10 protein-coding genes and 1 other RNA gene are annotated in these 12,906 nt (G+C 64.1%); 6 read left to right on the top strand and 5 right to left on the bottom strand.

The window, feature by feature from the left end:
• Positions 1 to 28 precede the first annotated feature (28 nt).
• Positions 29 to 2,221, bottom strand: a complete 2,193-nt coding sequence (locus IT350_16955; GenBank protein MCC6159745.1) for an enoyl-CoA hydratase/isomerase family protein — start codon at positions 2,219 to 2,221, stop codon at positions 29 to 31.
• A 12-nt stretch (positions 2,222 to 2,233) separates the two neighbouring features.
• Positions 2,234 to 3,538 (bottom strand): acetyl-CoA C-acyltransferase, encoded by a 1,305-nt coding sequence (locus IT350_16960; GenBank protein MCC6159746.1) that lies wholly within the window; start codon positions 3,536 to 3,538, stop codon positions 2,234 to 2,236.
• Between the two features lie 169 nt (positions 3,539 to 3,707).
• Between IT350_16960 and IT350_16965 the strand changes: the two genes are divergently transcribed.
• Complete coding sequence (locus tag IT350_16965) at positions 3,708 to 4,889, top strand: aminopeptidase P family protein (GenBank protein ID MCC6159747.1); 1,182 nt, start codon at positions 3,708 to 3,710, stop codon at positions 4,887 to 4,889.
• 22 nt (positions 4,890 to 4,911) lie between these two features.
• Here IT350_16965 and IT350_16970 read toward each other — a convergent pair whose 3' ends face one another.
• Both IT350_16970 and IT350_16975 read right to left on the bottom strand, forming a co-directional pair.
• On the bottom strand, positions 4,912 to 6,129 hold the full coding sequence (locus tag IT350_16970; GenBank protein MCC6159748.1) for an ATP-binding protein: 1,218 nt from the start codon (positions 6,127 to 6,129) through the stop codon (positions 4,912 to 4,914).
• 187 nt (positions 6,130 to 6,316) lie between these two features.
• Positions 6,317 to 6,763 carry an acyl-CoA thioesterase gene (locus IT350_16975; protein MCC6159749.1) on the bottom strand — a complete coding sequence of 149 codons (447 nt, stop codon included), beginning with the start codon at positions 6,761 to 6,763 and terminating at the stop codon, positions 6,317 to 6,319.
• 125 nt (positions 6,764 to 6,888) lie between these two features.
• Here IT350_16975 and IT350_16980 point away from each other — a divergent pair, with 125 nt between their 5' ends.
• A complete protein-coding gene (locus IT350_16980; protein ID MCC6159750.1) occupies positions 6,889 to 7,584 on the top strand; it encodes a metallophosphoesterase in 696 nt (231 codons plus the stop codon).
• 15 nt (positions 7,585 to 7,599) lie between these two features.
• Here IT350_16980 and IT350_16985 read toward each other — a convergent pair whose 3' ends face one another.
• The gene (locus IT350_16985) at positions 7,600 to 9,087 is read right to left on the bottom strand and encodes an amidophosphoribosyltransferase (GenBank protein ID MCC6159751.1); all 1,488 of its coding nucleotides are present in this window, start codon (positions 9,085 to 9,087) and stop codon (positions 7,600 to 7,602) included.
• Positions 9,088 to 9,231: 144 nt separating this feature from the next.
• On the opposite strand from IT350_16985, the gene IT350_16990 reads away from it, so the two are divergent.
• The 4 genes from IT350_16990 to IT350_17005 form a co-directional block, all read left to right on the top strand.
• Positions 9,232 to 10,110, top strand: coding sequence for a DUF547 domain-containing protein (locus IT350_16990; GenBank protein MCC6159752.1), 879 nt, complete (start codon positions 9,232 to 9,234; stop codon positions 10,108 to 10,110).
• A gap of 48 nt (positions 10,111 to 10,158) precedes the next feature.
• Entirely contained in the window at positions 10,159 to 11,319 is a 1,161-nt protein-coding gene (locus IT350_16995) for an acyl-CoA dehydrogenase family protein (GenBank protein MCC6159753.1), read from the top strand.
• Positions 11,320 to 11,469: 150 nt separating this feature from the next.
• Positions 11,470 to 11,846: a transfer-messenger RNA gene (ssrA, locus tag IT350_17000) on the top strand.
• A 250-nt stretch (positions 11,847 to 12,096) separates the two neighbouring features.
• The coding region (locus IT350_17005; protein ID MCC6159754.1) for a hypothetical protein at positions 12,097 to 12,906 on the top strand (810 nt) is incomplete at its 3' end.

A 12,906-nucleotide genomic window follows, 5' to 3' on the forward strand; every position in this document is an offset into this window, starting at 1 on the left:
AGCGCTCCGTGGCAAGGTCGTCACGCACCTACTTGTAGAACGTCCGCCCCTTCTTCGCGTATTCGACGAGGATCTTCGCGGGCGCGAACTGCGCGCCGTGCGCGTCGGCGAGATGCTGGAGCTTTTCCACGATCTTCGCCGCGCCGACTTCGTCGACATAGCGAAACGGTCCGCCGCGAAACGGCGGAAAGCCCAGACCCATGATCGCGCCGAGGTCGCCGTCCAGCGGAGACTCGATCACCTTCTCCTGCAGGCATGCCGCCGCTTCATTCACCATGACAAGACCGAGCCGGTCCTGGATTTCGGCGTGGCTCATCGCCTTGCGCGGCCGATCGCTGAAAAACGCGTAGACCGCCTCGTTCGCCTGCTTGCCCTTTTTCTTGCCGAGCCCGAGCGGCAGACGTGACGCCGGCGCGGCGTCGTAGCGGTAGAAGCCCTTTTTGTTCTTGCGTCCCTTGTATCCCGCGGCGGCGAGCTTGATCATGCCGTCGCTCGTCGGCAACGGTCCGTGGATCTTCGCGAGCGCCGCGCCCAGGAATCCCGCCACGTGCGCGGCGACGTCGATGCCGACCTCGTCGAAGAGCGCCGCCGGCCCGACGGGGAACCCCCACGCGAGCATGGCGCGGTCGAGATCGGGAATCGTCGCGCCTTCGGCGAGCAACAGGCAGGTCTCGTTCATGTAGGGCGCGAGGATGCGCGTGGTGTAAAAGCCCGGGCTGTCGCGCACGACGATCACCGTCTTTCCCTGCTTCATGCCGAAGGCGACGGCCATCGCGAGCGCGCGCTCCGACGTTTTGTCCGTGCGGATCACCTCGAGCAGCGGCATCTTCTCGACCGGCGAGAAATAGTGCATGCCCAGCACATTTTCGGGCCGCTTCGACGCGGCGGCGATTTGAGCGATCGGCAGCGCGGAGGTGTTCGACGCGAACACGCAGTCGGGACGCGCGACGGCCTCGACCTCGCGCAGCACCTGATGTTTGATCTTCAGGTCCTCGAACACCGCTTCGATGACGAGTTCGCAGCGGCGCATGGCCTCGTAATCGAGCACGCCGTGCACGCGGGCGACAGCCCGGTCGCGCACGCGGCGGTTGATCGCGCGTTTGCGAAATTTCTCGTCCATCGCGCGGAAGACGTATTTCTGTGACCCCGCGAGCGCGTCGGCGCTGACATCCTTCACGAATACGGGCGTATCGGCCTGCTCCGACGACACGAGGGCGATGCCCGAGCCCATCAGGCCGGCGCCGAGTACGCCCACATGCGCCACCGGTTCGGCCTTGGCCGCCAGTTCATTTTTTTTCTTTGAGGTCATCGCGAAAAACAGGTTCACGAGCTGGCGCGAGGCCGGCGTGACGACGAGCTCGCCGAAAAGTTTCGCCTCCGCGGCGTAACCCTTCTCGCCCGGCGTTTCGAGACCGGCGCGCACCGCGCGGATGATGTGGCCGGGCGCGGGGTAGTTGCCGTACGTCTTGCGTTCGACCATCTCGAGCGCGGTGTTGAGGATCAGGTTTCGCGCCGGGCCCACGTCCTGCTTGATCTTTTCCTTCCAGTCGGGGTCGGACTTGCCCTCGGGAATGCCGTCCTTGATGAGGCGCTTCGCGGCCTTGACCGCCGTTTCCTCGAGCCCCCACGGTGAGACGACCTCGTGCACGAGACCCATCTTCAGTGCCTTGCGCGCGAAGACGTTCTTGCCCGTGAGCATCAGATCGAGCGCGGCCTCGAGGCCGACCGCATGCGGCAGGCGCTGTGTGCCTCCGCCGCCGGGCAGCACGCCGAGCTTGACCTCGGGCAGGCCGAACATCGTCTTCGGCGTGTCGGCCGCGATGCGGTAGCGGCAGGCGAGGATGAACTCGGTGCCGCCGCCCAGCGCCGCGCCGCGCACGACGGCGATGTGGATCTTCTTGCTGTTCTCGATGCGCGCGAATCCCGCGTGGCCGGTGCGGCTGATCTTCTCGGCCTCGACCGCGGACGCAAACGTCCGGATCTCGGCGATGTCGGCTCCCGCGATGAAACAGTCGGGCTTGCGCGAGATCCACACCACGGCCTTGATCGACGCATCGCCCTCGAGCTCGTCCATCGTCGCGTTGAATTCGCCCAGCACCTTGATCGAGAGTTTGTTGACGACGCCGTCGGGATCGTCGAACCAGACGAGGGCGACGCCGCCGTCCCGCCGATCGATCGTGAGCACGTTCTTCGCCGTCGCGTTTTTGCTCTTGGTCACCATGATCGTCCCCCCCTAGGCCCGCTCGAGCACGGTGGCGTTGCCGAGACCCGACAGGGCGCACGCGGCCACGAGTCCGTAGCGTTTGTTTTCGCGCAGCATGCGGTTCGCGCAGGTGTGGATGAGCCGCGCGCCGGTCGCGCCGAAGGGATGCCCGATCGACAGCGATCCGCCGTGGATGTTGAGGGTGTCGATGTTGACCTTCTTCGCGATCGCGCGGCCGAGGCCGAGGCTCTCGCCGAACTCCTTCGATTCGAGCAGCTTGACCGTCGCCACCATCTGGCCGGCGAACGCCTCATGGATCTCGAGAACGCCCAGGTCCTCGAACGCAATCCCGGCGCGCGCGAGCGCCGTCGGCGTGGCGTAGGTCTGGCCGAGCAGCATCTCCTCCAGAGGATCCGTGCCGCGAAACGCGTGGCCGATGATGTACGCCTTGGGTTTGTAGCCCAGTTCCTTCGCCTTCTCCTCGCTCATCAGCAGCATCGCGGCCGCGCCGTCGGTCAGAAACGACGCGTTGCCCGCCGTGACCGTGCCGTAGTTCTTGTCGAAGGCCGGGCGCAGCTTCGCCATCTTTTCGTAAGTGGTGTCGCCCCGCACGCCGTTGTCGCGCGTCACCGACTTGAAGTGCGGCGGCGGCGCGACGGAGATGACCTCGTCGTCGAACAGTCCAGATTCCGCCGCCTGATGCGCGAGTTGGTGAGACCTGGCCGCAAACTCGTCCTGTTCCTCGCGCGAGACGCCGAGCCGCGCGCAGATGCGGTCGCACGCGCCGCCCATCGAAAGCCCCGTGAAAAAATCGGCGATGCCCGGAGGGTCGGGCACCAGATCCGAGGGTTTCACGTCGTGAAAGATCTCGTAGTAGTCCCTCAGGCCCTTGGCCTTTTGCGTGCGCAGGAATTTCTGGCGCATGCGTTTTTGATAGCGGATCGGCACGTCGGACGTGATGTCCGTGCCGCCCGCGATCGCCACGTCGCCGTAGCCGCGCGCGATCTGATCCACCGCGTTGCAGATGGCCTGATTCGCCGAGATGCACGCCTCGCTGATCGTGTACGCCGGCACACGGTCGGGCAGCTCCGTGGCAAGCACGATCTCCCGCGCGACGTTCGACGTGGCGGGGTCCGCGATCACGCACCCCATCATCACCATATCGACCGTGTACGGATCGAGCCCGGTCTTGCCCAGCAGGCCCGAGACGGCGTACCGTCCCAGGTCGTAGGCCATGAGGTCGTTGAACTCGGTGCCCGCGCGCAAAAACGGCGTGCGCACGCCGTCGATTACCGCAACGCGCCGACCGTTCGTGGGGGCGGATTTCTTCGCCATGGCAACTTCTCCTCGACGCATGCCGCCGCGCGAGGGCCTTGCCCCCCAGACGCCACGGACGCAATGTCAGGAATCGAATGTCCCAAACACGAGATAACATCCCCGAATAGCACCGCGCGCGACGGCGATCAAGCGTCGCTGAATAGCGATTCAGAAACTGGGGCCGAACATGGATCTTCCAACCGCGCCGTCGACCGGCGAAATCGAGTCCCGCGTACGCGCCCTGGCCGCACGCATCGACGGTCGTTTTCACGCGGCCCTGATCTCCCACCCCACCGACCTGCAATATTTCGCCGGTACCACGCAGGATGCGACGCTGGTCGTGCGCGCGACCGGTGAGGCGACGCTGCTCGCGCGCAAGTCGTTTTCGCGCGCGCGGGCCGAGTCGCCGCTTACCGATGTACGCGAGCTGCGCTCGCCGCGCGACATCGCCACGCTCGCCGCTCCGGGCGGAAAAGCGGTGCACCTCGGCGCGTGTCTCGATGTGTGGCCCGCCGCCGCCTACCGGCGCGTGCTGGACGCGCTGCCCGCCGGTTCGTCGATCGACGACATCTCCTCCGACGTGAAGCGCCTGCGTTCGGTGAAGAGCCCGTGGGAGATCGCGTGCGTGCGCGCCGCCGCCGCGCAGGCCGACGCCGCATTCGCGCGCGTGCGCGAGATGCTCGCGCCGGGCGTCACCGAGCTCGATCTGTCGGTCGAGGTCGAGTCGCTCGTGCGCCGCCTGGGCCACGACGGCCACGTGCGTCTTCGCAAACCGGGGTCGTGGCTGCACATCCTCTACGTCAGCGCGGGTGAATCCGCGGCGACGCCGTCCTGCTTCGACGGGCCGGTCGGCTCGGCGGGGCTGCACGCGTGGTCGTCGGGCGCGGGCCGCCGCGAACTGCGAGAAGGCGAAACCGTGATGGTCGATGTCGTCACGAATCACCTCGGCTATCACGCCGACGACGCGCGCGTCTTCGCCGTCGGCGAGCCTTCCGGCGCGGTGCGCGCCGCGCACGAGTGGTGCCGCGCGGCGATGCGCGACCTCGAATCGCGGCTCGTTCCCGGAGCGGCGTTCCGCGACGTGTACGACGCCTGCTCGAGAATCTTTGCCGCGCGCGGCGAGCCCGAGGGCTTCATGGGCTTCGGCGAAAACCGCGTGCGCTTTTTCGGCCACGGCGTGGGGCTCGAACTCGACGAGTGGCCGGTGATCGCGCCGAACTTCGACGGCGTCGTGGAGCCCGGGATGGTGATCGCCATCGAGCCCAAGGCGCTCTCGCCCACGCTCGGTCCGGCGGGAATCGAAAACACCTGCGTCGTGACGGAATCGGGGCTCGTCTCACTGTGCTCCGCGCCGGAGGAGATGGTCTGAGTTTCTCGCGGGACGTGTCCGGTCAGATCCACGAGACCGGCATGGCGATCGCGTTTTTCGTCAGGGGCAGATCGGTGTCCACGAGACACAGCACGGTGCCCCGTCCGACCTTCAATCCGAATCCGTCGAGACGTGAAAAGTGGCGCGCGTCCGAGGCGGTGGGCGAGGCGGTCTTCTTGATCTCCACGGGATGCATCGCGCCGTCGCGCACGATGACCAGATCGATCTCGACCTGATCCTTGTCCCGATAAAAATACACGGGCGGACGCATGCCCGCGTGGCAGTAGCTCTTCACGATTTCCGACACGGCCCAGGTCTCCAGAATCGGTCCCGCCATCGCGCCGGCCTCCAAGGTTTCCGGGCTCGACCACTGCGTGAGGTGACTGCAAAGGCCCGTGTCGGCGAAGAAAAGCTTCGGCGTCTTGACGAGACGTTTCGTGACGTTCGAGTGCCACGGTTCGAGCAGATACACGAGTCCCGACGTTTCGAGGATGGACAGCCACGCCTTCGCGGTGTTCACCGAGATCGCGGCGTCGCGCGCGAGATCCGAAAGATTGAGAAGCTGCGCCGTCCTCGCGGCGCACGCGCGCACGAAACGCCCGAATGCGGCCTCGTCGCCGACGCGGGCGAGGTCCCGCACGTCGCGTTGGATATAGGTCTGCACGTAGGAGCCGTAAAACAACTCCGGACTCGGCGCCCGGTTGGCCGACATCGCGGGAAACGACCCGCGCCAGATTCGTCGATACAATTCGCGAAGACCGATCCGCTCCTCCGCGTTCCGCCGGCGCGTCACGCCGGAGGGGAACGGCTTGGCGAACCGCCCTTCCCCCCGCGCTTCCGCGAGCGTCAAACCCATGAGGCGCACCACCGCGACACGTCCGGCCAACGACTCCGACACTCCGTGCATGAGCTCGAACGCCTGCGATCCCGTCAGCCAGAACAATCCCTTGAGCCCGCTCTCGTCCGCCATCATCTTGATATGCGGAAGCAGACCCGGCGCGTACTGGATCTCGTCGATCAGGAGCGGCGGCTGAAATCGTTGAAGGAAGAGCGCCGGGTCTTCGCGGGCGAGCGCGAGCGCGCCCGGGTCGTCCAGTGTGACGTACGTCCGTCGCGCCTCGCGGATCCGGCGCAGAAGCGTGGTTTTCCCCACCTGCCGCGCCCCGGTGACCAGCAGCACCGGAAACTCGCGCGACGCGCGGCGCGCGAAGGCTTCGAGGGTGCGCGGCAGGTAGGCCATCGAACCGGTACTCCGTCCAATTTGCAATCTGACTGCAAATTAGACGATACGCGCGATCCGTCAAGATCTCTTGAAAAGAAGGGAGGATGTCGAATGGAGAGTGTTGAACGAGGAAACCTCCATCCTTCGTCGCGCGGCCCTCAATTCTCCATTCTCCATTCACAATTCGCCATTGGGCCTCCGCCCCTCACCCCTCGTCGGGAAACTCGCGGCCCTCGACCTCGGCGATGCGCGCGCGCCACGCGGCGGGCACCTCGCACTTGCGCCCCTCGCGGTAGTTGAACGCCACCACGACGCTTTCGCCCTCGGCGGCCACGCGGCCCAGCGACGAACTCGCGATCGCGTAACGCATGTGGAACCGGTCGCGCTCGATGCGTTCGACGCGCGCGCCGACGAGCAGCCGATCGGGGTAGTCGAGCGGGGCTTTGAAGCGGCTCGCCGCCGACGCGAGGATCGGCCCGACGATCATCTCCTCGCCCAGGCGGATCACGCCGGTCGTCTCGAAATAGCGGATGCGGGCGGATTCGTAGTAGCGAAAATACTGGACGTTGTTCAGGTGGCCGAAGGTGTCCATGTCGCCCCAGACCAGATCGAGCTCGATCACAACGCGAAAATCGGGGAGCAGTTCACGCACGGCGCACTCCTTCGGGCGAAGCGGACAACGGTCTTCCTACGCCGACGCGCCTCGTCCGTAAAGGCCGTGCGCTCTCGACAAACCTCGGCGCGAAGCCCACCATTGCCGCGCCGAAAGGACCACGCATGGCGTTTTTCGCGATCGCCGATCTGCATCTTTCCTTCGCCAAGCCGAAGCCCATGGACATCTTCGGCGCGCAGTGGACCGGGCACGAGGAAAAGGTCGCGGCGCGCTGGCGCGAATGCGTCGGCGAGCGCGACACCGTGCTCGTGGCGGGCGACATCTCCTGGGCGATGACGTTCGCCGAGGCCGAGCCCGATCTGCGCTGGATTCACGAACTTCCCGGCCAAAAGATCCTGATTCGCGGCAATCACGATTACTGGTGGGACCGCGTGAACTGGATGCGAGCACGCATGCCGGATTCGATCCGCCTGCTGCACAACGACTCGATCGAAACGGACGGAGTGCGCGTCGCGGGAGCGCGCGGTTGGGACCTGCCCGGCAAAGGTTGGAAGGACGACCCTGCCGCCGACGAAAAGCTCTACCTGCGCGAGCGCGGCCGGCTGCGCGCGTCGCTCGAATCCGCGCGCGGCGAACTGCCGATGCTCGTCATGATGCACTATCCGCCGTTTTACGACGTCGCCGGCGAAGCGGGGTTTCACGACTTGCTGCGCGACGCGGGGGCGCACACGGTGGTCTTCGGCCACCTGCACGGGCCCGACGGCGTGAACGCATGGCAGGGAACGCGCGACGGCGTGCGTTACGTTTTTTGCGCGTGCGACGGCGTCGACTTCACACCGGTGCCCATCGAGATCGGCTGAGGGCCTCGCGGGTCGTCAGCAGGTTGGCTCGATCTCAGACGCGAGCCGCTCCTCGCGGCGGCGAATGACGCGTTCGCGCGCTTCGCGCACGTCAGTGGGGTATTGGCGCGTGATGCAGGCCAGGCACAGGCGGTCGCGCCCGATGCCGAGGCCGCGGATCAGCCCGTCGTGCGAAAGGTAGTGCACGCCCTCGCAACCCATCTCCTCGCGGATCTCCTCGTCCGATTTGCCGAAGGCGACCAGGCGCGTCTCGTCGGGCGTGTCGATGCCGTAGAAGCACGGTCCGATGATCGGGGGGGTGTAATAGAAGAAACGCACTTCCTTCGCGCCGAGGCTGTATAGGCGGCGGATGATCTTCTTTGACGTCGTGCCGCGCACGTTGGAGTCGTCGACGATGGCGACGCGCTGGCCGTTGATGAAATCGCGGATGAAAATGAACTTGTCGTCGATCGCCTTCTGGCGCTTGGTGTCGCTGGTTTCCTGAAAACTGCGCTTGTTGCCGACCTTGATGACGCCCTGGCGATAGGGCAGCCCGAGCCGCTGCGCGAACGCGAGGCCGGTGGAAACCGCCGTGCCCGGCAAGCCGATCACCACGTCGATCTCGCTTTTCACGTGGCCGAATTCCTCGGCCAGCACGTCGCCGAGTTCCTGCCGCGTGATCTCGACGTAGCGGTCCTGAAAATTGCTGTCGGGCCGCGCGAAGTAGCAGAACTCGAAGAAGCAGAACGCTTCTTTTTTCGGCGCGATCTTGCGGATCGTCGGCGCGTCGAGGCGGTCGGGCGACACGAAAACGGCTTCGCCCGGGCCGACCTCGGTGATGCCGCTGTAGTCGCCGAAGTAGTTGAACACCGACGACTCGGATGCGAACGCCCACTCGACGATCTCGCCGTCTTCGTTCTTGCGGTGCGCGTAACTCAAGGGGCGGATGCCGTGCGGGTCCTTGAACGCAAGAATGCCGCCCTCGAGCATGCACAGCACCGAGTACGCGCCGATCAGATCATTCATCGTCTTCGCGAGTCCGGTGAACAGCGACTCGACGAGACCGTCGTAGTCCTCGGGCAGCGATCCGCCGTTGCCGATCAGATGCCGGATGAGCGTGTTCTGGATCACCTTGGCATCGACCTGCGTCTGGAAGGAAAATCCCTCGGTCATCAGCTCGCGCGTGAGCGAATAGATGTTGACCAGATCGCCATTGTTGCAGGTCGCCATGCCGGGGCGGTCCGCCAGCACGGGCTGGATGTTGCGGTCGAGGGAAAGGGCGTCGGTCTGCCCCACGGTGGCGTAGCGCGTGTGGCCGATGCCCATGTAGCCGGGGAGGTTGCCGTGATCGAAATCGAAGAACTGAAGGCTCGGGGGCTTGAGCCCGCCGCTCGCGTGGAAGTACTGTCCGTCGTAGGTGACGATCTTCACGGACCGCTCGCCGCGGTTCTGAAGCCGTTCGGCGCTGCTGATGAGACGACGGGAAACGCTTTCGCGGGAGACGATTCCGATCACGCCGCACATGATGGTTCAGACTCCGACAGGCTGGGCTTTTCGGCACCGCCGAGCGCGCTCGGGCGCATCGTTCGGCGCTTGACAAGCGGGGGCGCTTTGGCGAAACACGTTTTAGTTCAGGCATATCGCCTTGTAAAGCCGCGAATCAGCTTCATGAAGCCCACCGCACATCGCGCGCCGTTTCGCTACGCGTTCGGGCGCACGGCGCTCGCAGCCGGACTCGCGGCGTCGATCTTTCTATTCGCATTCGCGACCGGCGCGGCGGCGGAAGACGGCTTCGATTCCACGTATTCGGCGTCGGCGGCGCTTTTTGCGGCGGTCGCGCGCGACGACGGCACCATCAACTTCGCCACCCTCGCGTTGAAAAAAGACGACGCCCTCGCCGCGGCCGAAGCATTCGATGAGCTCGACGAAGACGACTACGCCGCGCTGCCGACCGACGACCGGCGCGCGTATTGGATCAACGCCTACAACACGTTCGTGCTCGTCGTGATCGCCGAGAATTACCCCCTCAAGGTGAAGAGCGACTCGCGCTATCCCGCCGGCTCGCCCATGACCATCGACGGCGCGTGGCACGACCGCAAGTTCCGCACCGCGCTGGGCAAGGTCACGCTCAACCGCATCGAGAACAACATCCTGCCCGAGCTCGGCAACCCGATGACGGCCTTCGGCCTCGCGAACGGCACCCGCGCCGCGCCCGTGCTCGCGAAGGAGCCGTACCGGGCCGCCACGCTCGCCGCGCAGCTCGATGCGTCGGCCACCCGCTTCTTCAACAACCCGGCGAACGTGAAGGTCACGCCGGACGGGCGCACGCTCGAGATCACGAACTGGCTCAAGATGCTCGGGCCGCGTCTCGCGTCCACGTTCGCGCAGCAGCGCGATCAATACGTGCGCCGCGACAAGTTCGAGATCGCCGTGATGAACGCGATTTTGAAATTCCATACCGATGCCGCGTTACGGGAGACCGTTCGAAAGAACGCCTTTGATTTTAAATGGATCGAACCCGACTGGTCGGCGAACGACGTGCGTTGATCTGGAGACGTGCGTGCGTCACCGGACCGGTCCGAGGGTGGGGCCGTGCTGGATTTTGAGCTGTCCGAAGAGCAGAACATCCTGCGGAATCAGATCCGCGAATTCGCCGAAAACGAGATCAAGCCCATCGCCGGGCACCTCGACGAGACCGAGACGTTTTCCGTCGAACTGACGCGCAAGATGGCCGACATGGGCCTGTTCGGCATGTTCGTCGGCGAGGACTTCGGCGGCAGCGGCGCGGGGTATCTCGAATACATCATCGCCGTCGAGGAGATCGCCCGGGTGGACGGCTCGCAGGCCGCGACCGTGGCCGCGGGCAATTCGCTGGGCATCGGGCCGATCTGGAACTTCGGCACCGAGGCGCAGAAGCGCGAATGGCTGCCGCGCCTGTGCCGCGGCGAGATCCTCGCGAGCTTCGGCCTGACCGAGCCCAACGCCGGCTCCGACGCGGGGCACAGCACGACCTCGGCGCGCATGGAAAACGGCGAGTGGGTCATCAACGGCAGCAAAATCTTCATCACCAACTCGTCGTCGTCCATGGCGGGGGTGTGCGTGGTGCAGGCGGTCACGGGCGTGGGTGAGCACAAGAAGGCCGAGCTTTCGTGCATCCTCGTCCCGCACGGCACGCCGGGGTTCACCACGCAGACGATGCACGGCAAGCTCATGTGGCGCGGCTCCGACACCGGCCAACTCTTTTTCGACAACTGCCGCGTGCCCGAAGAAAACCTGCTGGGCTCGCGCGGCGAGGGCTTCAAGCAGATGATGCAGACGCTCGACGCCGGGCGTTTGTCCATCGCCGCGATGGGCGTGGGCGGCGCGCAGGGTGCGTTCGAGCTCGCGCACCGCTACGCGCAGGAGCGCTCGCAGTTCGGCCGCGCCATCGGCAACTTCCAGGCGATCGCCTACAAGCTCGCCGACATGGCGACCGAGATCGAGGCCGCGCGGATGCTGCTCTACAAGGCCGCGTGGCTCAAAGACATGCACAAGCCCTTCGGCAAGGTCGCCGCGATGGCGAAGCTCTACGCCAGCGAGGTCATGCACCGCGTGGTGCACTCCGCGGTGCAGATTCACGGGGGATACGGCCTGATGAAGGAGTACCCGGTGGAGCGTTTCTACCGCGACCAGCGTCTGCTGGAGATCGGCGAGGGCACGAGCGAGATCCAGCGCCTCGTCATCGCCCGCCACCTGGGATTCAAGCCGGTCTTCTGAACCGAGAGAGCGACTTCCGTTGTGGCCCTCACCCCGTCTCGCTTCGCTCGCCACCCCTCTCCCGTCACGACGGGAGAGGGGCCGGGGGTGAGGGCCTTGACCCCCGCGCCCCCCCGTGGTTACACTTTCCTCATCGGATCTTTGACAATTGGGGGTGATACGGTTTCGACGGAGTTGTGCAGGAACGTGACCTGCGAGCCGAGGTGCCGGTTGGCCTCGTAAAAAGCCGGCAAAACACAGTCGCCAACAACGACTTCGCTCTCGCCGCCTAGTTAGCGGCGACGTCTGCCCGTCCTGTGCCCGCGGGGGCGGATCAGGCGTCACTTAGCGGGATAGCCCACCCGAGACCCCGGTTCGAGGGATGGGCGAAATCAGTCCGGAAAGGGTTCGCGTGAGCCGCGCCATGTCTCCGCATTAAATGACGGCGGTTGGGCGCGCGCGGACCGACATCAAACCACATGGATACGCTCGTAGACGGCCGTTGCCGGCAATTTCGGACGCGGGTTCAACTCCCGCCACCTCCACCACTCTTTCTTTTTGAACTCGTTCTCTCTATATTTGGGTCAAGTGCGAGGGGCTTTTGCAGGAGCACACACAAGCGCGTGAAGTAAAGGGTTTTTCGACGAGCACGCCGCTTCCGGGTGCGTCCGATCTTATGGACGCGGTTGCCGCCTCAAGCACCCATTTTTGCCCCAAAACGCCTCTTTCTCCGTCTCTTTCTCTAAAACCTTTGGACTACCCCCACCTCGTCCATAAGATGAGAGTGCTGGAAATTCAATGGGTTACGCGAAGCGTTTTTTCGAGGGTTCGACTCTCACAAGGGGACAACGCAAACAAAAGGAAAGGCTGCTAATCGAAATGAGCCGTCTAATTACTGATACAAATGTGTGGTACGATGTCGCGTCGGGCTCGTCGGATCTACAGCCGTTGAAACATGCGGGGCACAGGATATGTGCAACTGCGTTGAATGTGTGGGAATTGATCTCTCCACCACCTGATTCTAAAAGGTCATTTTCTATTCGCCGAGATGCTGCAGTTGCCATGAAAACCCATTGTGATGACGTGCTGGAGTATCCGGAAAAGGAATTACTGAGCGAATTTGGCATAACCCAATCCACCCCTAGCATCGATTGGAAAGAGATCTTAGAGGCGATGCAAAGGGCTGCCACTCAGAAGGAACTTGATGGTGGAATTCCAGATCATGAAAATCTCGTAATAAGAATTGTGAAATCGTCGTGGGCAAGTCAGTTTAGAAATAGCAATGATACTGGATTTTCTGACGACGTAATTGACATGATCGAACACAACCTATCTGGCTACAAAGCATCAGTTAAACGAGGCAAAGTTAAAGCACTTAACGCAAAACAACGGACCAAAATGGAAGAAGAATTGCGTTCTGAAGCAGGCAAGGCATGGTTAACAATCGCATTATTTCTTCGGACATGCAGGGTATGTGACGGATTCAAAATAGAACGCCCTTGGCCGTTTCCAGAAACGCTGAAAAAATGCCTAAGCCGTTTTGAGGCCTACATAGAAATCTATTCTCAGTACTGCATTCGATGTGCGAGTACGGGCCGAGCTCCAAAA

The organism is Deltaproteobacteria bacterium (assembly GCA_020845895.1).
GTDB lineage: Bacteria > Lernaellota > Lernaellaia > JACKCT01 > JACKCT01 > JADLEX01.